Origin of the sequence: Oceanobacillus limi, from assembly GCF_900111445.1 — a bacterium.
GTDB lineage: Bacteria > Bacillota > Bacilli > Bacillales > Amphibacillaceae > Ornithinibacillus > Ornithinibacillus limi.
Genome location: NZ_FOHE01000022.1, coordinates 36928 through 59890, shown reverse-complemented (window position 1 = coordinate 59890; position 22963 = coordinate 36928). Strand labels below are relative to the sequence as shown.

Sequence of the window (22963 nt, the reverse complement as noted above, 5' to 3'; positions counted from 1 at the left end):
TATATTAAAAAAAGAGTTGATACAAGGTCGCCGGTTTCAAACGAAAAAACAGGCGTACACTGAAATCTATCGTTATATTGAGTTTTTTTATAACCGCAAAAGAATTCACGGATCAATAGATTATTTATCTCCAATTGAGTATGCAGAAAAATTTGATGAGGTGATTTCTGCATAAGTGGAGGATTGACATGTTGGTGGCTTGTCTAACTTAGCGACTAGCCAGATGATTCCGTGGATGGGTCAAGCGGTTTGGGCTTGACCCATCCACGGTGTCATCTACAATTAGAAAAAGTTAAGACAAGATTAACACCGTTTCGTTATTTAGGTGTCCACTTTCTTGACAGAGGTCCAGAGGATCCTCATCCTCCTCGTTTGGGAGGTGTTTTTGTCTATTAACGGAACCACGATCCACATCAAAAACGAGGTGAAACCTCATTTCTTCAATTCCCTTCCTTGAAGCTGTGCCTAACCTTGGAAAGCGATTGCCCGCAGGGGAAATCAAGTTACTGTGACGCCACATAATATACAAAATTACGCATGAACGAAAGCCTAAAAAAATCAAACAAAACTCTTGAAAGTCAAAAAAGGTCAGAGTATAATGAACTTAGAAAGTCAAAGATAGTCAAAGTCAAAAACTGAGAAATTGATATAGATTAATAATAGGAGGAATGGAAAATGAAATGTCAACAATGTGGTGTAAACGAAGCGAATATTAATATGCAAATGCAAATGAACCATGAAAGAACACAGATGCACCTCTGTAATTCATGTTTCCGTGAAATCCAAGATCAAATGATGAATTCAAACAATATGTTCCAGAATCCATTTTTTAACGGAAATGCGGAAGATGGATTTGCAAGCTTCCAAGGAAATGGATCTAGTCAAGCAACAACTAGAACCAAGCAAAAGGGAAATAAAGGTAATGGCCTAATTGATCAATTAGGAAAAAATATTACGCACGCCGCTAGAACTGGCCAAATTGATCCAGTTATTGGCCGTGATCGAGAAGTGAAGCGTGTCATTGAGACATTAAATAGACGTAATAAAAACAATCCGGTACTTATCGGTGAGCCTGGTGTTGGTAAAACAGCAATTGCAGAAGGATTAGCACTGAATATCGCAGAAGGGAAAGTACCTGCTAAGCTAATGAATAAAGAGGTTTACCTATTAGATGTTGCCTCATTAGTAGCAAACACAGGCGTTCGTGGACAATTTGAAGAGCGAATGAAAAAGCTAATTGAAGAGGTTCAATCTCGTAAAGATGTTATTTTATTTGTTGATGAAATTCATTTATTAGTTGGTGCTGGAACAGCGGAAAACTCACAAATGGATGCAGGAAATATCTTAAAGCCTGCCCTTGCCCGTGGAGAGATGCAAATAATTGGGGCAACTACATTAAAGGAGTATCGTAAAATTGAAAAAGATGCTGCTTTAGAACGTCGTTTCCAGCCAATCATGGTGCACGAACCAGATGTTGAATCGGCTGTTGAGATTTTAAATGGGATTAAGGATCGTTATGAAAAATTCCATGAGGTTCGTTATTCAGACGAAGCGATACGTTCCTTTGTTACACTATCAGAACGTTATATCCAAGATCGCCATCTACCAGATAAAGCGATTGACTTAATGGATGAAGTGGGTTCTCGCTTGAACTTAGCAAATGCCGAGAAGGATTCGAATTCCATCGAGAATAAGCTACAAGAAATTATTCAAGAAAAAGAAGCTGCAGCCGAAAAAGAAGATTACGAGCGTGCTGCAAACCTTCGCTATCAAGAAATCCAATTGCAAAAGCAATTAGATAAAGCAAAAGGTGAAGAGCAAGTTATTGATGTAGACATCACGGACATTCAACTAATTGTGGAAGAAAAAACAGGAATCCCTGTAACAAAACTTCAAGCAGATGAACAAGAAAAAATGAAAAACTTAGCTAAAAATCTTGGTAAGAAAGTAATTGGTCAAGATGAGGCAGTATCCAAAGTTGCAAAAGCAATTCGCCGTAGCCGTGCTGGACTAAAATCCAAATACCGTCCAATTGGATCATTCCTATTTGTTGGTCCAACAGGTGTCGGTAAAACAGAGTTAACCAAAGCACTTGCTGAAGAATTGTTTGGGTCACGAGACACGTTGATTCGTCTAGACATGAGTGAGTATATGGAAAAACACGCCGTGTCTAAAATTATCGGTTCACCACCAGGATATGTAGGACATGAAGAAGCAGGTCAGCTGACTGAGCGAGTTCGTCGTAACCCATACTCGATTATTTTATTAGACGAAATCGAAAAAGCTCATCCAGATGTTCAAAATATGTTCCTACAAATTATGGAGGATGGTCAATTAACCGATTCTCACGGTAGAACCGTAAGCTTCAAGGATACAGTTATTATCATGACAAGTAATGCGGGAACTGGTGTTAAACAAGTTAATGTTGGTTTTAATTCAGAGCATGAGTCTGTTTCTCAATTAGAAAGCTTAAGCGACTACTTTAAACCAGAATTCTTAAACCGCTTTGATTCAATTATTAACTTCAATGAATTGAAAGAAGATAACCTTATCGAAATAGTTGATCTAATGCTTCAGGAATTACAAGAAACAATGGAAGAAAGTGATATTGAAATTACCATCACAGAAGAAGCAAAACGTGAACTTGTCCGTTTGGGTTATGATTCACGCTTTGGTGCAAGACCATTACGTCGCGTGATCCAAGATAAAATCGAGGATCAACTAACCGATTTATTATTAGACAACGAATCTCTTAAAGCAGTTCATGTTTCAAAAGTGGATGAAGAGATTATTGTTGAAAAAGCTTAATATAAATGATGGAAACCGCTGGAATGGTATGGAGTCCAGCGGTTTTTTCTATATGAAAGTATATTACTTCATATCATCAATTCTAACATCAAAGATCATTAACAAAGATAAAATAATGATGATGGATAGTAGCCAAGCTAATAATGGCTTTTTATGGTGAATTGGTAAGATGAAAAATATGATACCAGTGAATAAAACAGACCACCAAAAATTCCAATCATTATGATAAGTAATAAATCCAAGAGAATTGTTTATAAATTCAAGTAATAAATACACTCCCGTCCATAGCAAAAACCACAAGAACCGATTTTTCCAACTGACAGGAAATCTACCTAAGTAAATTAAAACAGTTGCGGAATAGGATACAACCATTGCCAAGACGGTGATCGTTGTATGGTTGGGGAGGATAACGTCATGGAATAGCCACATTGGTTTTTGGTAGAGGAGGAAGTTATATAAGAAGTCACCAATAATAAAGAAAAGTATGGTAGGATAATACGTTTTCCAATTTCTCCAATCTCCCCATTTATAACCTGCAAAAATATATAAAAAGTTTATCAGTATGTACATAACAACATTCCTTTTACGTATTTACTATTATAATTTCCAAAGTGCTAGAAATTATGGTTCGTAATACGTAATCAAAGGAATACTAATGCTATGATTTAACTTTTGCTATTGATCATTCAGCAATTTATCAACGTTACTTTTCTCTTTTATCTGTGCTTCCATGTGTTTTATTACGGTTTCTTCGTCTTCAAATTCAGTTAAATCATCTTGATACCAATCTTGGAGTTCATTTTTATTTATTGTATATTCCTGTTCGCCGAAATCAAATGTAACCCAGTCAGCATTATGGATTAAAATGAACAGAAAGGTAGCATTAAAAATGGCTGTATCTTGCATTTCTTTAATTGTTGCGCTTTCTTTCAAACTGTCATAGTGTATCGTCATACCGTAGGGTTCCGTGTTTGTCGCTAGAGCCACGTCTTTAAAATCTTCTTGATGCTTTAGCTGTTGAATAATATTTACTACGGCACTATTATCTCCAATGGTTGAACCTTTATATTGAAATAGATCCTCTTCATTGGTATTTGAGTTGCATGCACTAAGGATAAGGAATAGCAAAAATAAATTAATATTGTATCCTGTTATATGCTTCATTTTGTGAAATACCCTCTTTCTGTACAAGGTTGTTGGATTATAGGTTTATCTTGACGTTTGGACAACGTTTTTTGATTTCAGAAATAAAGGATTCTAAGTCATCTGGAGATATTTTTATGCTGCCTAATAATGCTGATTTATAATAAATTTGAATTCCATCGGTTGCTGCCATTAGGCGATATCCAGTAAAGAAATTTTTCGTCTTTGTTATTTTAGTGATTTCGTTATATTTAATTTTACTCCGAAAGAGACCGGCTTTTACGTACAAATGATCTTGAAAAAATATGTACCTAATAAAATGAGTAGTCCAAAATAATAAACCAGTCGAAACAACAAAAAGCAAAACTAAAGTGATGATATCAAAGCTGCTTGGATTATCAAACAACAAAAGAGGTGAAAATGAAATAATGCCAAAAAGGATTACGAAAATATAAATAAGAATCTTAAAAGTATTGTCGACTTTCGATCGGAATATCATCGGAGGACCTCCTTTATTATGTTTTTCATGTTATTACATAACCATACGGTAGTTCATACCAAATAGTTTCCTTTTCTTCCTCCTATATTTTCCTCCCTTTAAGAGTTTAATCGCTATCGGCCTGTTCTTGTAAAATCTCCACCAAGCCTTCAAAATGGTTGGCTTTTGCTACGAATCCATTTTCGTCAAAGACAACAAATGCTGGTGACTTTTCCAGTTCCAATTGTGGGAGTGAGTTTTCCACGTGTTCCATGGAAGAATAGTATATGATTGGAGAAACGTCGTTGATATCATGATCGTACAACATATCCCTCGTGACTTCTTCTCCTATAGTAAGTATTGAAAAATTACTATGATCACCTGGTAGTAGCTCAGGGTAGTGTTTTCCAAAATCATCCTTTTCACTTGAACAAGCAAATAGTAAAAACAAAAGGAAAAATGAAGCTATTGTTTTACGTGTTCCTTTCATCCATTAGCCTCCTTGTACCGCTTCTAAATTCTATTGTCTTTTATTCTAACATGAAATTTGGAGTTTTAATAATTTTCGCACGTTTCCTTTTTTCATTCATAATTTCTTTTATCCGTGACAAACTAACGAAGCACGATTTTATTAATTAAAGGATGTTATTCATGCGAATAATGAAGCGGATTATAGCATCATGTGTAGCACTATTTCTTCTAACGGGAATGACAAGTACCGATCAAAAATTTGATGAGATGTCTGTTCATTTCATCAATGTTGGACAAGGCGACAGTATATTCATACAAACACCAAACGGCCAGCATATATTGGTTGATGGGGGACCTCCTAAAGCCGGCAAAAAAATAGTCAAATATTTAGAAGAACAGGGGATAAAAGACATTGACCTTATGATTGCAACACATCCAGATAAGGATCATATCGGGGGGCTTCCACGAGTGATGAAGGACATCGATACAACCAAAATAATCGATTCAGGTAAGCTACATACAACACAGACCTATGCACGTTACTTGAATCAAATTCGTAAAGAAAAAATACCAATGAAAATTGCGAAGGAGAACGAAAAAATAAAAATTGATCCCCTAATTGATATTACGATTTTAAATGCCTATAAAAAGGGAAAAAACAATAATGAATCTTCGCTTGCGTTAAAAATCAGCTACGATGAGATTGATTTTCTTTTACTTAGTGACATAGAAAAAGAGCAAGAGAAGAAGTTGATCGAAAAATACGATGTGCAGTCCGAAATAATAAAGGTTGCCCATCATGGATCAAAAACGAGTAGTTCCCTTGAATTTTTGAAGGAAGTAAATCCACAAGTAGCTCTTTTAACCTACAGTAGAACGAATGATTATGGGCATCCCGTTAATCGTGTCATTGAAAACTTATATGATATCAATGCACATATTTATTCGACTGCTGTTTTCGGGGATATTGTTATTCGAACAGAGGGGGAGAACTATTATATTTATCCAGAAAAAAGTCCACTGGATAATATTAAAGAAAAAGTAAGCTAACAAAACAAACATAGAAAATGAAGGTATTGCGGACTGGGGCGCATTATCTTCATATTTTTAATGGGTAAAATAATTGGGCAAATTTTTTTTGAAATATTGTTGACTTCACACTTAAATAGTTGTATGGTTAATTACATAAGTAACTAACCAATTAACGAAGGTGATCAAATGAAAAACGCACTGGATGATAACAGACCGATATTCCTTCAGATCAAAGAACATATAGAGGACTCCATCATGAATGATGTTATAAAGCCTGGTGAGAGGGTACCTTCAACCAATGAGTTTGCTACCCATTATAAAATTAACCCTGCAACTGCGGCAAAAGGGATTAATGAACTCGTAGCAGACGAAATTCTTTTTAAACGAAGGGGTGTTGGCATGTTTGTAACGGAAAATGCAAAGGGAATCTTAATTGAAAAACGAAAAAAATTGTTCTATGAGAATTTTATTCAACCGTTAAAAGCGGAAGCAACAAAATTGCAGATCGACTCGGAAGAACTGATTGAGATGGTTAAGAGGGAGGAGAAATAGAAATGAAGATTGACGTAAGAGACTTATCCAAAAAATATAAGGAAGTAGATGCGTTAAAAAATATTTCTTTTCAATTGGAAGAGCCAAAGATATATGGCTTATTAGGGAGAAATGGGGCAGGAAAAACCACTTTTATGGAAATTTTAGCTGGGCAAATTCTAGCTACAAAGGGTCAGATTTATATTGATGGGGAAAAGCCGTTCGATAATCAAAAAATCAACGAATCCATTTGCCTTGTTAAAGAGGGAAATAATTTTAAAAAAGATTTAAAGGTAAAGAATGTGCTTCAAATCTTTCAATACTTCTATCCAACCTGGGATGAGGAGTTGGCGAAGGAACTTGTGGAAGAATACAATTTAAATCCGAATGCGAGAATAAAGACGCTTTCCAAAGGGATGGAGTCGGCGTTGGGCATAACGGTTGGATTAGCTAGTAAAGCACCGATCACCATTTTTGATGAACCATATATTGGATTAGATGCAGCTGCTAGGAAAAAGTTCTATGAGATATTGTTGGAAGAATACGAAGCAGAAAAAAGAACGATTATCCTATCCACGCATCTTATTGATGAAGTAAGCTTACTATTTGAAGAAGTATTAATCTTTCAAGAAGGAGAGCTTGTACTAAAAGAAGAAGCGGACTTTTTACGGAACAATACGTATGCTGTATCCGGTACAACGGACGAAGTGGAAGCTTTTATTAGCGATAAGGATGTTATTGAGAGTAAGCAACTAGCTGGAATGATGACAGCGTATGTGTCTGGGGATAAACAAGATGCTGTTGCACATGGCTTACAGGTAGAAGGAGTACCGATTCAAGATCTAATGATTTATTTAACAGAAAGGAAAGGGGCGTAATCAAATGGGGAGACAAATTAGAGGTTTATTATACTTTTACATGACGGATATTCGTTATTCACTTATGATATTTTGGTCCATACTATTTGGAATTTTAGTAGTTTCGCTTTCCTTCTCCTACTTTTTATTGGGAGTGGATGATGGGATGATGGCATTTGGATTTCCATTTGCTACGTACTTTTATTGTATTTTTCTAGGATTTATTACGGTGAAGGAAGGTATTCCATTCTCTTTAAAAATGGGTGCAACACGGAAAAACATCTTTATAAGCATTGGCGTGTTCTTTTTTCTAATCGCGCTTGTCAAAGCTCTTGTATCCAATACGCTTCATTTAGTTACCTATTTATTTAAAGAAACTGCTGGAATTCATACATTTCATTTATTACATCCAGCTCAATTTATGGAAGATACATGGCTAAATCGGGTAGTTATTGATACGTCTGTAATGTTTTTCCTACTCGTGTTTACATTTGTACTGGGATTATTATTCTATAAATTTGGTATGGTTGGTGCAGGATCTGTGACAGCTTTACTGGTTGTAGCTTTGTTACTCGGAATTGCACAGGGTTGGGCAGTTGAGTTTATCGTCAATCTCTTTGCAGATGTGGACATTTTATTCTTCCTGCAAGTGTTAGCTGTTGGAATTCTTGGTTATCTATTAACATTTGTATTGGTACGAAGGATTACCATTGTTAAAGTAAAATAGGTTAAAAGAAAGGCATTACGTATGGGATATGGGTTATCTTGTATGTGATGCTTTTTTATTTGCCAGATAGGAAGAGGAGAAACTCTCCTATGCTGTTTAAAACGTTTTAGAATGCCGATCTTTAAATTAAATAAACGTGAAACTATTTTCATTTGGCTGTCGTCAAATAGCCAGAAATAACTACTAGATAATAATTATTAGTTGAAAGGAGGGAAACCGTGGAATTTACTACCAAAGAAAACGTATTAGAAAATCTTATGATAGAACATGGAAGTGACTTAGTTAGACTAGCGTTTCATTACGTAAAAGATAAAGAAACTGCCAAAGACATGGTTCAGAATACATTTATTAAGTGTTATGAGAACTTAGATAACTTTCGCTATGATGCTTCTTTAAAAACTTGGCTATACCGAATCACTATAAATGAATGTAAAGATTATTTAAGAAGTTGGCACTATCGAAAAGTTCAAGTTAAAGAAGTTTTCGATAGTGCAATGGCATCTGTTTTACCATCTACAGAAGATAAGGTAATAAAAAATTCAGAGAATAAAGAAGTAAAAGAGTTTATCTTTTCGCTACCAAATCACTATAGAGAAGTGATTTATCTCTATTATTATAAATCTCTATCGATTACTGAAATTGCTGAGGTTACGGAATTAAAGGTAAATACGGTTAAAACAAGGTTAAGAAGAGCGAAACAAAAACTAAAAATAATCATGGAGGAGGCAAATGTATATGGATAATGAGAAGGATATGTTTACTTATCTGGAAGATGAAGATTTAGAGTTTACCAAAGAAGATCGTTCAAAAACACTGCATAAGATCAGAATGAATCAACTTAAACGAGAGAACCCGCGTAAATCAACAATGCGTTTTGCATACCCCATATTAGGTACGTTAATGGTAGTATTGCTAGCTATCGTACTGTTGCCAACCTTGTTTACTGGAGATGATTTTAATAGAGGAAATTCGGATCAACCACAAGCAACAAAATCAGAAGGTATGACATTTTCATTATTATTGATGGGACAAGACGGAACGAGCAATCGTACTAGTATTCAAGTATTACTTACTTATAATAGTGTGGAACAAAGTATTAAACTTGTTCCAATCCCTAGAGACGCTTATGTTGAAATTATAGATTCGGAGGGAGAAAGGGTAACAGAAGATAAACTGACTCATGCATTGGCATTAAATGCTGATCCAAAGACTGTTGTCAATACGGTATCGAATCTGTTTACTATTCCAATCGACTACTATTCCTTAATACCAGAAGAAAAGCTGATGGAGGTAGTCGGAATGACTCGGGGGGATAGTAAAGTAACCGTTAGAGAATCGGAGCTAGCTAGCTATTTAAAAGAAGCACTTTCATTTTCTGAACTGAAAGATCTAATAAATAGTCAACAAACAAATATACCGAATGAAGTTTTGGAACAGTTCAGTTTAGACAACGCAATTTCCATGGAAGTGGTAGATTTAGGAGAAGGGATCAACGATAAATATATAGACGATATATACTATGTTGATATTAATGAAAGCATTTTAGAAGAGACTTCAAAAATGTTGAACGAACATTTAACCATCCATGAGAATTGATTTCTATTATGCGTCTAAAGGTTATTTAAGCTGAACTATGTAGAAGGTTCCCGCACAATTAAGCAATTAAATTGTGCGGGTTTTTAATGGAACTATTTTAGTTGCTTGTTCGTACACTCTACTGAAAGGAAGAATCATAGCTAAGAAACTTTCGACGTTTTTTGTACATTCTAGCTGCATTGTTGAGAAGGAAGGTTGAATAGATATGTTAGAAACACCGCTCGGAAATATTGTGCTGACCCTTAATGATGAGGAAATTAATTATGATGCTGTAAAGTTTGCCCCAATGAAAAAGCTATCTCCAGACGTCAATGGAAGGTATATGATTCAATTGAAATGCAAGGAAAATTGCAAACCTCAAACCATAAGGTGTCTAATACCTTCATTCTTAGGAAAAGGGGAAGTGGAAAGTGGGGAAAGTTTAGAAGCGGTCTCATTTTATCGCGATAACGTGAAGCTTACCATTGGTATTGACAGAGCATTTGACGCAGAAGCGGGATTTGGTGGGAGGTATTTACGAAATGGACTTGAATATGAAATGTACGAGACAACAAAAGATCGGACGATTACCTTTGGCGTTTGTTGGATAGAGCTATGTCATGCAAACAATGACACGCAAACATGGTTTGGTGCAGATCCTAGCTATGTAAAAAAGCTATTATGATTTTTGGACCTAATTGGTTCAGAATTTTCTTATACTAATAGGTGGAAATAGTATAAAATTATCAATATAAACATTTATTCGAGGAGGATTCTATGTGGACGAAACAATTTATTAACACCAGTAGGGGAACTTTTGAAGTTTTTGAAAAAGGAAATGGGGAACCTTTAGCTGTTACGCATCACTATAGTGCTTTTGATGAACGTGGAAATGCATTTGCGAATCCATTTACGGACAATTATCGAGTATATCTTATTAATCTAAAAGGCGCTGGTAATTCAGATAAGGCGAAAACGGACAGTGATTATAGTATGGATGAAGCTGTAAATGATCTAGAGGCTATTCGAGAAGCACTTTCGCTTGAAAAATGGGGATTTGCCGGCCATTCAACAGGTGGCATGTTAGCTCTGAAATATGCTATTCATAGACCTTCCTCTTTAACGAAGATTATTGCTGGGGGAGCAGCAGCTAGCTATGAATACAGTACAGATCCAAGTAGCATATATTGTCATCAAAACCCAAAGTTTAAGCGTATCGTTGAAATCATGGAGCTGCTGGATGATCCGAATACTCCAATCGAAACAAGAAAGAAACTAGGGTATGAATGGGATTTAATGTCTTTTCACTCAGAAGACAAATTAAAAGCTGCGCTACAAAAACCCAATAGTGGAAAGACAGTGGGAGCGCGACTCAACTATTTTAGAAAAGTAGAATATCCTAAATATGACGTAAGGGAAGCATTAAGAAGTGTAGCACTACCAAGTTATATTTACACTGGGAGGTATGATGCACAATGCCCAATGAAATTTGGAGTAGAAATTGCCGAGTTAATTCCAAATGCTGCCTTGACTATATTTGAACAAAGCAATCATAATCCTTTTCTAGAGGAAGAGGGGCAATTTCAGGAATTTGTAAACAGTACATTATAAGCTTTCCACATGAAGTAAAGCTAGGAAACTAATCCCTAGCTTTGGGAGAAGGTTTTTCATTTAATTGAAAGAACCATTTATAGAAAATCCATAATATCTTTAAGGTGATATATAAGGATAGCCATGTAATATACCATTCCCATTTAAGGTAGTTAATTAAGTTTGTGTAGGACTCAACAATTACTTCAGGTATCGTTAAACTTGTACAAAAAGCACTTGTATACAGGATCTTTTTGCCCATCGATTTATTTCGTGGATAATAGATACAAAAGAAACTACCGACAATTGGGTAAAAAAGAAATTCAAATAAAAAGCTCGTTTCATTAATGTTAGCAAACTCTCTAACAGGGTATTCTAATAGATCTAATTCGACCGTTAATAAACCGAGGAACCAAGTGGTGCATTGTTGAAAAAAGTAGGCAATACTTGCTTCTCTCCACTTGTTCTTGGGTATATATGCTAATGATATGAACGTACAGGCATAGACAATGTATAAAATCATATGTTCCATATTCATCGTTACGAAACCCTTTTCGTCTCAAATTGTTCCGTTACCCATAATACATAGTGACGACAAATCCATAGTTCTATAAGAAAGTTAAAGAAGCTTCTTATGAGATGATCCAATCTGACTACCATGAGATTTGTAAACGTTCCTAACAAGATCATGATGGATAGAATTACTCCGACCCAAAATAAATAATGGACCATTCTTCTTGTGAAATTAGCGTTCTGAGGAAATTTCAGATAAAACAGAACGGCAACGGAAGGAAACAGTAAGTATTCCATTGTAAAATTAATCGTTGTCGCTTCTTCAAAAAATCGTATCGGTGAGTAAAGCAATCCTGCATATGTTAGTCCAATGCTAAATAGCCAAGTTAGCATTTGGAAAACTAATAATGCTGCAATTGCTTCTCGAATTCTACTTCTAGGAATTACTTTCCAAAGGATAATAGGTATGACAATCCAAAATAGGATCATTACATAATAATCGAAATTCAACGACATCACCTCAGTTTTATTATGGTTGGTTGAAGGGAAGTTTATCCATTTTTTATAGGAATAGAAGGTAGATATTTACTTCAGAAAACACAAAGGGGAAAAACAAATGGATTTAGGTGAACCAATAGCAATTGGAAACACAGCTAAAATTTATCTTTATGAAAACAAGATCATAAAACTGTTTAATGATTACCTACCAGAAACGGAATCTTCTTATGAAGCAACTAAGCAACATGTTGCTTATACCTCTGGACTTCCCGTTCCTAAAGTAATTGATGTGACTAAGATAGAAGAAAAACAAGTAATTATTATGGAGTATATGGAAGGTAGAACGTTAGGTGAGCTTCTCAGTGAAAAGAAGGAGCTTGCGGAACACTATTTGCGTATATCCATCGATGTCCAACGAAAAATTCACCAGGTTGTTGCGGACTCGTTGGAACCTATGTCTGAAAAATTAAGGCGACAAATCGAAGCTGCTCCTCTATTAAATGACAAACGTAGGACAAAATTACTCCAATTACTGGGATCGATGAAATTTGAAAACAGACTTTGCCACGGAGATTTTCATTTATTCAATCTGATTATGACAGATCAACAAGTAAAGATTATTGATTGGGTGGATGCTAGTGCGGGAGATTTACGTGCCGATGTCTATCGGACCTATTTGCTTTATTCTCAGTATTCAAGTGACTTAGCGGATATGTATATACAGCTATATTGTGAGAAGAGTGGTTTAAAACAGGAAGAAATTTTTCAATGGGCTCCTATAATAGCAGCTGCAAGGTTATCAGAAAATGTTTCAACTGAAGACTCCAACCGATTGCTAGCAATCATCAACCGTTACGTTTCGTGATTTACTTAAATACTTTCGTTTATTCGCGTTCTTTAGCTAGTGATAGTTTGAAAAAGGTCTATTTGTCTGAGAAAGAATGAAAGGGAGGGATGATTTATGCAGATTCCACGAATTATTCATACCGTTCTACGGGATTATATCAATCTATTAAATGAATATTTACCAGGCACGGTCCAAGGTGTATATGTTCATGGTTCGATCGCTTTGGATGCTTACGTGGAAAATTCAAGTGATATTGATTTTATTACGATAACCAGCCGTCCATATACAAAGGAGGATTTTGCAACCTTAGAATCCATCCACCTGAAAATCGCTGAAAAATATCCCCACCCAGAAATGGACGGAGTATATATTGTTCGAGAAGATGTAGGAAAATGCTACAAAACGAAAGAGGATTTTACCGAGAAATATCTATTTTACAATGATGGCAGTTTACATATAGGAGATTATTTTAATTTTAACCCAGTCACGTGGTGGACCTTTAAACATAAGGGAATTAATATCATAGGACCTGCACCAAATACGTTTGAGCTAGAGGTTGATTCGAGTGAGTTAACGAGCTATGTAAGAAAGAACATGAATGACTATTGGGCAACTAGGATCCAGGAAGCGAGTCGAACGATTGAAAACCTATGTCAATTGCCAACCGAGCAAATCGATACGGAGATCGAATGGATTGTTCTTGGTTTATTGCGCCAATTTTATACATTAAAGGAAAGCGATATTATTTCTAAATCAGCTGCAGGAGAATATGGTTTATTGCATATGCCTAATGTGTGGCATCCTATTATCCGAGAAGCGATCCATATTCGCAAAGGCGAAAAGTTAAGACGATTTGATTCGGATCAAGAGCGAATTAAATCTACCATATCGTTTGCTGAGGAATTGATTCGCTATTGTAATGTTCATTTTTCGGAAATAGAAGGGGTATAAGGGGAGGATGCTGTCATTATTAGTGGGAGCTCTACAAAAAATCTGAAATCTGGATTCCTGCTAAACTAAAAGTGTCGAAATGGAAGGTCAATAGCATGAAAATTTTATCCTTTCTAAAAACGAATGGAAAAATAAGGTTGCCTATAGGATCAACTAATTTAAATAGCCACCTCATCTAATGAGACGGCTATTGTTTCTAATTAATTTCTATAGAATCATAGTGACTGAATCATTTGGTCATTAACAAATGCTTTTATGAAAAATAACTCATTATCATTAGGATCCCTTTTAGTTTCTACCTTAAAGGACTCTATCGCATTTTCTAGTGAAGTAGACCTTACAACTTGACTTGCTGTTGTTAACTCTTCCCAATATATATCCATTTCATTTAAATCACATATAGATTCATGACCAAGTAGGAACATTTCTGCATCATATTTTTGAATGTCTTTAATCATAGGCAATAACAGGGATTGCTTGTAATGAAATAAAGAATTTGTGGTTGTACCATATGCACAATCACCTAAAAAAATAACTTTTTCATCAGGAATATAAATGATAGTAGAGTCATCTGTATGCGTACTTTTGATACGTTCTAGAATGCAAATTTTATTGCCTAAATCAATCGTTAATGTATTCTCAAAGATGACATCCGGAGATTTTAACTTAAAACTGTCTCTGTTTGGTATATCCGTTTGTATAATCTCCATACACATTGCATTCATCTGATTAGCAGTCACGTACTTTTGTAGTGAATGATCGTCATAGGACAAACATTGCCATTCCTTCATTATTTCGTTTGTTTGACGATTAACGATAACTGTTGCATCAAATTCATTCATTCCTAGGAAATGATCCCAATGTGCATGGGTAATAACAACATATTTTACTGGTGGTACATTTAGGTTTTCGATTTCTAGTAAAAAGTCCTTAGCGTGCCGAGGAGAATTACCAGAATCTATGATTAGACTATATTGTTCCCCACTTACCAGTCCTAATGTTGGTCTTTCTCTATCATCTTGATTTGATAAATAATAAATAGTATCACTTAATTTATTTAACATGTTATTTTCCTTTCTTCTATCTATTCATTCAATGAAAGAGAAAATCTACATGTTAGTAATATAAGATTTTCTCTTATTATTTTTTTACCATCGGACTTTTACCTCCTTGTATTGCTAAGGAAAAGTATAACATAATCCAAACTGTAGATTAGGAAATTTCGGAATATTAGTTGGGTTTATTACGATTTTCTATCGTTTGCTGTACGAACTTTATTTATAATAGTAGATAGAGTACCAGTTCAACTAAATTCAGCTAATAGTTTAGGAATGAAAAGAGGGCGAAAATGAAAAAGGAAATTAACGTTATTTTTAGTATTAGTTTTATATTTTATTTATTTTTAATGGTAATGATATTGTTTTTAGGAAGGGTTGGTGGCACATGGTCTACTGACCTTTCACTGTTAGAAACAATAAGGTTCAATTCCAATTTCGTTCCATTTAAAACAATAAGTACATATATTCAAGCAATTATTGATGGTAGTATGAATGTGGATATTCCAATAAAAAACTTATTCGGTAATTTGTTTTTGTTTTTACCAATGGGTATATATCTACCATTTTTCATAAACAAAGGAAATAAATTGCAGACATTCACTATCTTAATGATAATAGTTTTATTATTTATTGAAACAATACAATTAGTTACAAGAAGAGGAAGTTTTGACATTGATGATTTCATACTTAATATGATTGGTGCATTAATTGGCTATGGGATTTGGAGAACAAAAGTTGTTCATAGAATACAAAAATAATAATTATACCTTATTTAATTGAAGGGGATTTATCTTCAAGGAGGCTTTTGCTTGTTAAAGTAAAGGGGCAGTTTAGTGCAAGAAGCTAAATTCTGTTCAGATATCATTATTTGAAAAAATAGGAGGGAAAGGAAATGGGCACCAAACAAGAACTCTATCAAGTAGCAATAGATCTGATAGAAAAGAGGTATCCTTCAGGTTGGGGAGGAGCCGCAGCAATGTATACGGAAGAAGGGCAAATCTTAACCAGTGTAGCACCAGACGTTATCAATGCTTCGACTGAATTATGTATTGAAACTGGCGCAATTCTAGAAGCACATAAACTAAATACTAAGGTCACTCATACTATTTGTGTTGTTAGAGAGGATGAGAATTCTGAATTTTTCGTTTTAACTCCTTGTGGTGTATGTCAAGAGAGATTATTTTACTGGGGAGAAAATGTAAAAGCTGCTGTAACTAATCCAAATGGTAAATTGGAATTTAAAACTTTACAAGAAATACAGCCATTTCATTGGTATAAAGCCTATGAAGATTAATCTTAAATATTAAAGTAATGGGTGCCAATGTTTAATAAGATATATCAAAAAGAGGGATTATAATGGGAAACCTTAACAGATTAGAACCAGTTAAAGCTGCACAGAAATTTATTGATAATTATTTTCCATATTGCGATGGAGCTTTATTAGCAGGAAGTGTTGTTCGGGGCGAAGCAACAAAAACATCAGACCTTGATATAGTAGTATTTGATAAAACATATATATCTTCTTATAGGGAGTCAGTATTTGTGTATGGTTGGCCAATAGAAGTGTTTGCACATAACCTTAATTCTTATCGAGATTATTTTGTAAGTGATTTTAAACGAGCCAGACCATCACTGCCTCGAATGGTATCAGAAGGAATAATACTCAAAGATAATGGGGGAATTGACTCTGTCAAAAGTGAAGCAAAAGAATTACTATCTAAAGGTCCAGAAAAGTGGTCAACTGAGGTAATAAATACGAAGCGATACTTTATTACGGACACTCTTGATGATTTTGTTGGTTGTAATAATAGAGCAGAAGGAATTTTCATTGCTAATACACTCGCAGAACTTGTCAGTGAGTTTGTATTAAGAACTAATAATAAGTGGATTGGTGCTTCAAAGTGGATAGTACGTTCATTAAGAGAACACGATACAAAATTTGCGGAACAATTTGTTGAAGCGTTTGATATTTTTTATAGAAGTGGTGCAAAAGGTAAAGTAATTAATTTAGTTGATGAAATTTTGAAACCCTATGGAGGACCATTATTCGATGGTTTTTCTTTAGGTAAGAAATAACTGCTATTAAACAAATGTGGACAATAGTTGAAGACAGAATTCTGCTCTTTGATCTATTAACGGGAAGAGTAGTTTAACAAGAAATGGTATGTGACACCTATTTTATGGGAACTTTGTCAAACTAAAGGGAGGGATTATGTGAATAAAAGGCTAATAATCATTGGTGTGTTGGTAGTTACTTCGGGTTTAGTTGTGTTCAATAAAAGCATATGAAATATAAAGAATATGATTAACAAAAATGCGTGGGTAATTCAAAAACAAGAAGGCAGTGGCTACTATTTCAAAAAGGATGATGAGACACTGATTGCAGGGACGCAAATGTGGACAGGGAAATATGTTATCGTTCAAGAAGTGTAAAGACTTATTGTTTGTGAAGTGTTATCTTTCAACGAAAGGGTGCTTCTTAAAATATGTAATTGGTGGTGTATATTTTGTTTATCGGTTTCTTTTTGTACATATTAGGTTCTTTATTTGCCCTATTTAGCATAATCACATTGATAATGATGTTTTTCACTAGTAATGTTAATCCAATAATTTCTTTATTTGCTTTACTTAATGGTTTTATGGCAATGGGAATTGCTAAGATTGTAATAAACCTAAATATTAAAAAGAAGTGAAAGTAATTTAGGGCTTATTGAGTTAAAACAGTAGAATTATAGAAGTACCAAAGTATTAGAAGATGTAACTTCTAACATCCTAATTCAGAATATTTTATTATTTATTACAGGTTTGTGATAAAATGGAAGTATCATAAATCAAACTGAGGAGACGAGAGAAATGAGTGAGCTAATTAGGGTTGGAACGACTTATATTCCAGTTGTAAATGTAGAACGTTCTGCTGAATGGTATGTCAATAAGTTGGGGGCTAAGTTAAACTATCAAGATCAAGATAAAGCGATTTTAGACCTTGCCAATCAGAGTGTTTTTCTTGTGAAATCTAAGGAAAACCAAACCTCCAATTTTGTAGATGTATATGATGAGGAGCGATTTTCTTTAACGTTTGAAGTAAATGGTTTGGATGCTTTAGAAAGAACACATAAGGATTTCATAGACAAAGAGATTTATGTAGGTGAAATTGAGAATAGAGGCCATGCAGGGAGAAACTTTGTCTTCTCTGATTTAGATGGTAATAAATTTGATGTATGGAGTGAATTAAGTCCAAGCTTTAAGGAGAAATTTTTTATTTCTAAATAAGTAGAGATGGAAATGAGAAAATTGACTAGAGGGCTTCATTAATAGAGATATTGCGAATTAATACGCATTTTATCAATGGCATAAATACGGTTTAAGTCATGTTTTCTTGTGGCTAGATCACCGTACACATAGCATGGGATAAATAGGGATCAAGAATGACTCGATCCTTTTTTTATTGAATTTAGCTCCTAAAAAACAAATCCATTTAATTTGAGGGAGAAAAACATGGATATTACTGTAACAACAATTCCATATGAGGATAGATCCATTTTAAGTAATTTAATTCAATTATATCGTTATGACAGCAGCGAGTTTGATGATCATGTAGTAAATCGGCATGGTCTCTATCCATATAAGTATTTGGACCATCAATGGACCGATGATTACCGCCGGCCATTTATTGTAAAGGTGGATGGGGAGATTGCAGGCTTCGTACTACTAATTCTCGATGTCCCTAACGAATTTACGAAGCTCAGTAGTGCAGAGAAAACAATCGTCATAAGTGACTTCTTTATGATGCGGAAATATAGACGTAAAGGAATAGGGAAACAAGTTGCATTTTTGTTATTTCAACAGTTTGCCGGCTCCTTTTGGGAAGTGAAACAAACGATCTCGAATAAACCTGCATATGAATTCTGGAATAGAATCATTCGAGAATATACTGGAAGCAATTATACGGAAGTAGTCATACAAAACGAAAGCTGGAATGGACCGATATTTGTTTTCCAATCTTAAAAGTAACGAGGGGGGAAGGCATGAATGATCAAAGCAGGACCAACAAAATAGCGTGGGAATATCGTGCGTATGAATTTTGGAATAGAAGAGATGGATCGCCTAAAGAGAAAGCAAGAAAAATTGCAGAAAATCCTATCGCTAGTTTAAAGAAGCACAAAGACTATTTTCAGGGCATAGAAGGATTAAAGATTGCTAACCTTTGTGGTTCCAACGGAAGAAAGGCTGTTCCACTGTCTTTATTAGGTGCCGACGTAACGGTGTTCGATATTTCGGAGGAAAATAAGCGGTATGCTTTAGAGTTAGCTAATTATGCCAATACATCCATTCATTATATTGTCAGTGATATTTATGATCTTGACGTGAATAAGTATGCAAATCGTTTTGACATGCTTTATCTTGAAGGCGGGATTTTACATTACTTTCATGATTTGGATCGTTTTACGTCCATCCTTTTTTCCATCGTTAAGGAAAAAGGAACAATGATTTTGAGCGATTTTCATCCTATAAAAAGATGTATCCAATCTGACGGTACGTTTATCCCCAATTATTTTGACCAAGATCTACGGAACGGTGATTTGGCGTTCAAACCTTACTTTGACAAGCAGGAGCAACAAGATTTCCCAAATGTATTGATTAGGTCATTTACACTTAGTGAAATCATTAATTCTGTTATAGCAGCAGGTTTCACAATCGAACGATTTGATGAACACCGTGGTTGGGATGGTGAAAATACCCCTTGGGAATTTACCATAAAAGCGAAAAAATAAAACAGATAGGTGTGAATTAAACATGGAAATTATAGTGTTAATTATCTTAATTGTTTTCTTATTTGATTTTGCGAAATTACGAAGTCAAAACCAAAAGATTATTGAACAAAATGAAAAGGTCATTTCGTTATTGGAGGATATAAAAGATAAATAGGTTCGGATTTGTGGACCATGACGAACGAATATGTATTTCGTCAAAGTTAAAGTCTTTTTCTACGCATAAGCTACAAGCATTTGATAGGAAAAATCTAGACGGAAGGGGGAGGGCTGTATATGAAGAAAATAAAGTTCTTTGTTTTGCTGATCATTTCCTTACCAGTGATTATTGTTCTAATTAATATATTGGATAAAGATGTGTGGGATGAAAATGCTCGTTTATTAAAGCAGGAAATCGTAGCAATCGATGAATCCGTTGAAACTGTCGATTTAAAAAATATAACACCTTTTGAATGGGATGTTGTGTATTCTTTTGACCCATACACACCTAAAGAAGAAATCTATGAACAAGTTGGTTATAAATGGGATAGCATCAGTGAAACGGTGAATGAAGGAATGAATCAAATCGTATTTATGAAGGATGGAAAAGTAGTTTGCTATGTGTATGGTTATCCCTCTAATAACGGATTTGGGATATCCTTTAAACCCTCATCACTTCATGAAGATAATAACTTACAATTCCGTGTATCAAGTAATGAAGGAGTCACTTACTTAGTAAGAAGTGGCGAACCGTCATAAGTATAGGTGGAAAATGGGATGAGCCCCTTCGTTGAGCGTTTTTTGTAAAAAAAGAACTTTACTATATGTACCAAACTGAATATAATAAATTTATATTATAGGACAGCAGGTACATGACAACATGAAAATGGATAAATACATTACTAAAATCGCTAGTAAAAAGGATGTTTTATTGGCAATCAGCTATACGAAAGACCTTATAAATAACATGAACTTCACGACATTTGAGGAGCAGCAGATATTGGTTTGTGTTTCCGAATTAACGAATAATATTGTAAAGCATGCCGGGGTAGAAGGAACTTTTACTTGTTTTATTCAAGGTCATGAATTACATATAACTGCATCGGATAAGGGAAAAGGAATCGAAAATGTTACAGCTATTTTAGAAGGTAACATGGACATTGACACAGCTGGATTAGGGCGAGGTCTTCAACTGAGTAATAAATACATGGATGTTTTTTCAATTACGACGAAACCAAACGAAGGGGTTACCATCGTGGCTGTGAAAGTAGAAAGTCATTAACTTCGTTTTAGAGATTTTAAGGAGGGAAAGTGTGAGAGGGCTATCCTTTGAAATTCCAAATACGTACGGAAAATTTTTATATGATATTTTAGGGGAAATGGACTTTTCGCGCTTTGTTTGGTATGTGCAAGGTGTGGAGTCTTATATCATGGATGGAAATGACCTTTCGGAAAAATTACTATTTCCAACTACTGCAATTTTAGATGGGGAAAAGCTTAAACAGAAAGTCTCATCCGAGGCGTATTATTTAATATTTGCCGATTTAAAAGCATTTCCACATGAATCGGATGTAAGTGAAATTACAACATATCAGGAATTTGTAACTAGCAACTGTCAATTTGTGTTGCTAGTAGTTGATTCTTCCTACGTGTCCATTTATGCGAAAGACCAAAAGATGATCCAGCAGCTATATGCGAATGCACAAGCGGCTGGTTATGAAAATATTGAATTTACAACAGAAGAAAATGATAAACAGACAACATTACAAGCTTTTTGAAAAAGGGATCGGATAATAATCGATCTTTTTTGTTTGGTCTGTGATTCTGAAAATTATGTTATTATTGGATTAGGAAATAGTTGGAAAATGGATGGGGAGGGCTTTATGTGTATGGTTTTGGTCCAGATAGTGAGTTTTGGTTAAAATTGTTTTTGTTATTAGGTGGATTTTTATTATTGGTATACATTTTCAATTCAATCATGAGAAAGATTCTAAATGTGAAAAAGAAGAAGCTATTTTCCTACAATCATTTAAATGATAAACATAAAAAAATTGATTGGACGATACGGTCTATATTTATCATTTCGATCATCTTTTCGTATTTTTATACGATCACAAGAGATCCAATGGAAACCGTGTGGTATTTAGAGGTTTGGTTTTTATCGTTCGTATTTCTCACAATCTCTGAATTGGTTCGGGCTTATATGGAGTGGAAATATGTTAAAAACGAGAACGACTACCTGTTTACCATTAGTGAATTAATATTTGTAGTAGTAGCGGCGTACTGTATGTTTACGACCGATTTCTTTGGATTGTTTGAAATAGATTTGTTGTAGGTGATTCTTATGACAAAGCCAATTGTTAACCTTTGTGCATTTGATCCGAATTGGGAAGCAAAATTTGAATATGAAAAAAGTAGAATTGTTCATGCCCTTAAAGATAAGATTATTAGCATTGAACATATCGGTAGTACTTCGATAAACGGGTTAGAAGCTAAACCGATCATTGATATTATGGTTGGAGTAAAAGACTTAAATGAAGTTCCAACTTTTTTTGATACCTTAGCAGAAGTAGATTATGAACATGTCCCAAAAGTAGAATTCAAGGATAGGAGGTTTTTCAGAAAAGGGTTATGGGGACAGGGAACCTCTCACCTTCATGTTTGCGAGTTTAATAGCGATGAGTGGCTGGAGAAAATCTTATTTCGTGACTACCTTCGACAGCACCCTGACATTGCAGAACAATATGCCATATTAAAAAGGACGCTGGCAACGGAACATAAAGAGGATAGATCAACATATACAAAGAGGAAAGAACCGTTTATTAGAATGGTTATCGAGCAAGCGTGGAGGGAAATTGAAAGTGAAGAGTGAAGGTCGGTTACTACATAGCGGCAAACAATGATAACCCGGTGCCGAACGTTGATACTGGGGTGCTGAACGTTGATACCGGGTTGGTGACTGTTGATAACTAGTTGGTGAACGTTGATAACTAGTTGGTGAACGTTGATAACTAGTTGGTGAACGTTGATAACTGGTTGTTGAACGTTGATAACTGGTTGCCGAACGTTGATACCGGGTTGCTGAACGTTGATAACTGGTTGCTGAACGTTGATAACTGTTTGTTGAACGTTGATA

32 protein-coding genes are annotated in these 22963 nt (G+C 34.9%); 25 read left to right on the top strand and 7 right to left on the bottom strand.

All coding sequences use genetic code 11. The features are described from left to right. Position 1: 1 nt before the first annotated feature. A complete protein-coding gene (locus BMX40_RS20965; protein WP_425287868.1) occupies positions 2 to 175 on the top strand; it encodes an IS3 family transposase in 174 nt (57 codons plus the stop codon). Between the two features lie 500 nt (positions 176 to 675). Beyond that, a complete protein-coding gene (locus BMX40_RS17260) occupies positions 676 to 2808 on the top strand; it encodes an ATP-dependent Clp protease ATP-binding subunit (protein WP_090872277.1) in 2133 nt (710 codons plus the stop codon). A 63-nt stretch (positions 2809 to 2871) separates the two neighbouring features. Here the strand turns inward: BMX40_RS17260 and BMX40_RS17255 are convergent, their stop codons facing one another. From BMX40_RS17255 to BMX40_RS17240, 4 genes are all read right to left on the bottom strand, one after another. Further along, positions 2872 to 3378, bottom strand: coding sequence for a CBO0543 family protein (locus tag BMX40_RS17255; RefSeq protein ID WP_090872275.1), 507 nt, complete (start codon positions 3376 to 3378; stop codon positions 2872 to 2874). Positions 3379 to 3483: 105 nt separating this feature from the next. Beyond that, the gene (locus BMX40_RS17250; RefSeq protein WP_090872273.1) at positions 3484 to 3972 is read right to left on the bottom strand and encodes a DUF4825 domain-containing protein; all 489 of its coding nucleotides are present in this window, start codon (positions 3970 to 3972) and stop codon (positions 3484 to 3486) included. 37 nt (positions 3973 to 4009) lie between these two features. Then, positions 4010 to 4450 carry a PH domain-containing protein gene (locus tag BMX40_RS17245; RefSeq protein ID WP_090872271.1) on the bottom strand — a complete coding sequence of 147 codons (441 nt, stop codon included), beginning with the start codon at positions 4448 to 4450 and terminating at the stop codon, positions 4010 to 4012. A 106-nt stretch (positions 4451 to 4556) separates the two neighbouring features. Further along, on the bottom strand, positions 4557 to 4919 hold the full coding sequence (locus BMX40_RS17240) for a hypothetical protein (RefSeq protein ID WP_090872270.1): 363 nt from the start codon (positions 4917 to 4919) through the stop codon (positions 4557 to 4559). Positions 4920 to 5080: 161 nt separating this feature from the next. On the opposite strand from BMX40_RS17240, the gene BMX40_RS17235 reads away from it, so the two are divergent. From BMX40_RS17235 to BMX40_RS17200, 8 genes are all read left to right on the top strand, one after another. Then, positions 5081 to 5950, top strand: coding sequence for a ComEC/Rec2 family competence protein (locus BMX40_RS17235; protein WP_244513648.1), 870 nt, complete (start codon positions 5081 to 5083; stop codon positions 5948 to 5950). Between the two features lie 168 nt (positions 5951 to 6118). Beyond that, positions 6119 to 6484, top strand: coding sequence for a GntR family transcriptional regulator (locus BMX40_RS17230; protein ID WP_090872268.1), 366 nt, complete (start codon positions 6119 to 6121; stop codon positions 6482 to 6484). 2 nt (positions 6485 to 6486) lie between these two features. Further along, a complete protein-coding gene (locus BMX40_RS17225; protein ID WP_090872266.1) occupies positions 6487 to 7341 on the top strand; it encodes an ABC transporter ATP-binding protein in 855 nt (284 codons plus the stop codon). A gap of 4 nt (positions 7342 to 7345) precedes the next feature. Continuing rightward, positions 7346 to 8047, top strand: a complete 702-nt coding sequence (locus BMX40_RS17220) for a hypothetical protein (RefSeq protein WP_090872263.1) — start codon at positions 7346 to 7348, stop codon at positions 8045 to 8047. Between the two features lie 218 nt (positions 8048 to 8265). After that, positions 8266 to 8790, top strand: a complete 525-nt coding sequence (locus BMX40_RS17215) for a sigma-70 family RNA polymerase sigma factor (RefSeq protein WP_090872261.1) — start codon at positions 8266 to 8268, stop codon at positions 8788 to 8790. Beyond that, entirely contained in the window at positions 8783 to 9643 is an 861-nt protein-coding gene (locus BMX40_RS17210; RefSeq protein WP_170840838.1) for an LCP family glycopolymer transferase, read from the top strand. The genes BMX40_RS17215 and BMX40_RS17210 overlap by 8 nt, the downstream gene beginning before the upstream one ends. A 205-nt stretch (positions 9644 to 9848) precedes the next feature. Then, entirely contained in the window at positions 9849 to 10307 is a 459-nt protein-coding gene (locus tag BMX40_RS17205; RefSeq protein ID WP_090872257.1) for a hypothetical protein, read from the top strand. Between the two features lie 92 nt (positions 10308 to 10399). After that, positions 10400 to 11233: an alpha/beta fold hydrolase gene (locus tag BMX40_RS17200; RefSeq protein WP_090872255.1), complete on the top strand. Its 834-nt coding sequence runs from the start codon at positions 10400 to 10402 to the stop codon at positions 11231 to 11233. A gap of 28 nt (positions 11234 to 11261) precedes the next feature. On the opposite strand, the gene BMX40_RS17195 is transcribed toward BMX40_RS17200, so the two are convergent. Together BMX40_RS17195 and BMX40_RS17190 are read right to left on the bottom strand one after the other, a co-directional pair. Then, the gene (locus BMX40_RS17195; protein WP_090872253.1) at positions 11262 to 11750 is read right to left on the bottom strand and encodes a CBO0543 family protein; all 489 of its coding nucleotides are present in this window, start codon (positions 11748 to 11750) and stop codon (positions 11262 to 11264) included. Positions 11751 to 11752: 2 nt separating this feature from the next. Continuing rightward, on the bottom strand, positions 11753 to 12235 hold the full coding sequence (locus BMX40_RS17190) for a CBO0543 family protein (protein ID WP_090872251.1): 483 nt from the start codon (positions 12233 to 12235) through the stop codon (positions 11753 to 11755). Between the two features lie 106 nt (positions 12236 to 12341). Between BMX40_RS17190 and BMX40_RS17185 the strand changes: the two genes are divergently transcribed. Together BMX40_RS17185 and BMX40_RS17180 are read left to right on the top strand one after the other, a co-directional pair. Then, positions 12342 to 13088: a phosphotransferase family protein gene (locus BMX40_RS17185; protein ID WP_090872249.1), complete on the top strand. Its 747-nt coding sequence runs from the start codon at positions 12342 to 12344 to the stop codon at positions 13086 to 13088. 96 nt (positions 13089 to 13184) lie between these two features. Then, positions 13185 to 14021, top strand: coding sequence for an aminoglycoside adenylyltransferase domain-containing protein (locus BMX40_RS17180; protein ID WP_090872247.1), 837 nt, complete (start codon positions 13185 to 13187; stop codon positions 14019 to 14021). Positions 14022 to 14236: 215 nt separating this feature from the next. Here BMX40_RS17180 and BMX40_RS17175 read toward each other — a convergent pair whose 3' ends face one another. Next, positions 14237 to 15085, bottom strand: a complete 849-nt coding sequence (locus tag BMX40_RS17175) for an MBL fold metallo-hydrolase (protein ID WP_090872245.1) — start codon at positions 15083 to 15085, stop codon at positions 14237 to 14239. 284 nt (positions 15086 to 15369) lie between these two features. Between BMX40_RS17175 and BMX40_RS17170 the strand changes: the two genes are divergently transcribed. The 13 genes from BMX40_RS17170 (at position 15370) to BMX40_RS17115 (ending at position 22699) form a co-directional block, all read left to right on the top strand. Beyond that, positions 15370 to 15837, top strand: a complete 468-nt coding sequence (locus BMX40_RS17170) for a VanZ family protein (RefSeq protein ID WP_090872243.1) — start codon at positions 15370 to 15372, stop codon at positions 15835 to 15837. Between the two features lie 134 nt (positions 15838 to 15971). Further along, positions 15972 to 16373: a cytidine deaminase gene (locus BMX40_RS17165; protein WP_090872241.1), complete on the top strand. Its 402-nt coding sequence runs from the start codon at positions 15972 to 15974 to the stop codon at positions 16371 to 16373. 62 nt (positions 16374 to 16435) lie between these two features. After that, the gene (locus tag BMX40_RS17160; protein WP_090872239.1) at positions 16436 to 17155 is read left to right on the top strand and encodes a nucleotidyltransferase domain-containing protein; all 720 of its coding nucleotides are present in this window, start codon (positions 16436 to 16438) and stop codon (positions 17153 to 17155) included. Between the two features lie 225 nt (positions 17156 to 17380). After that, positions 17381 to 17512 carry a hypothetical protein gene (locus BMX40_RS20835; RefSeq protein WP_280139690.1) on the top strand — a complete coding sequence of 44 codons (132 nt, stop codon included), beginning with the start codon at positions 17381 to 17383 and terminating at the stop codon, positions 17510 to 17512. A 420-nt stretch (positions 17513 to 17932) separates the two neighbouring features. Further along, complete coding sequence (locus tag BMX40_RS17150; protein ID WP_090872236.1) at positions 17933 to 18349, top strand: VOC family protein; 417 nt, start codon at positions 17933 to 17935, stop codon at positions 18347 to 18349. 225 nt (positions 18350 to 18574) lie between these two features. After that, a complete protein-coding gene (locus tag BMX40_RS17145; protein ID WP_090872234.1) occupies positions 18575 to 19084 on the top strand; it encodes a GNAT family N-acetyltransferase in 510 nt (169 codons plus the stop codon). A gap of 20 nt (positions 19085 to 19104) precedes the next feature. Continuing rightward, positions 19105 to 19851, top strand: a complete 747-nt coding sequence (locus BMX40_RS17140; protein ID WP_090872232.1) for a class I SAM-dependent methyltransferase — start codon at positions 19105 to 19107, stop codon at positions 19849 to 19851. 22 nt (positions 19852 to 19873) lie between these two features. Next, positions 19874 to 20005: a hypothetical protein gene (locus tag BMX40_RS20830; protein WP_280139689.1), complete on the top strand. Its 132-nt coding sequence runs from the start codon at positions 19874 to 19876 to the stop codon at positions 20003 to 20005. Positions 20006 to 20124: 119 nt separating this feature from the next. Continuing rightward, positions 20125 to 20586 carry a hypothetical protein gene (locus tag BMX40_RS17135; RefSeq protein ID WP_090872230.1) on the top strand — a complete coding sequence of 154 codons (462 nt, stop codon included), beginning with the start codon at positions 20125 to 20127 and terminating at the stop codon, positions 20584 to 20586. A 127-nt stretch (positions 20587 to 20713) separates the two neighbouring features. After that, on the top strand, positions 20714 to 21109 hold the full coding sequence (locus BMX40_RS17130; RefSeq protein WP_170840837.1) for an ATP-binding protein: 396 nt from the start codon (positions 20714 to 20716) through the stop codon (positions 21107 to 21109). 31 nt (positions 21110 to 21140) lie between these two features. Then, entirely contained in the window at positions 21141 to 21605 is a 465-nt protein-coding gene (locus BMX40_RS17125) for a DUF2691 family protein (protein ID WP_090872226.1), read from the top strand. A gap of 107 nt (positions 21606 to 21712) precedes the next feature. Beyond that, a complete protein-coding gene (locus BMX40_RS17120) occupies positions 21713 to 22162 on the top strand; it encodes a DUF4181 domain-containing protein (protein WP_090872224.1) in 450 nt (149 codons plus the stop codon). 9 nt (positions 22163 to 22171) lie between these two features. Then, the gene (locus tag BMX40_RS17115; protein ID WP_090872222.1) at positions 22172 to 22699 is read left to right on the top strand and encodes a GrpB family protein; all 528 of its coding nucleotides are present in this window, start codon (positions 22172 to 22174) and stop codon (positions 22697 to 22699) included. Positions 22700 to 22963: the final 264 nt, after the last annotated feature.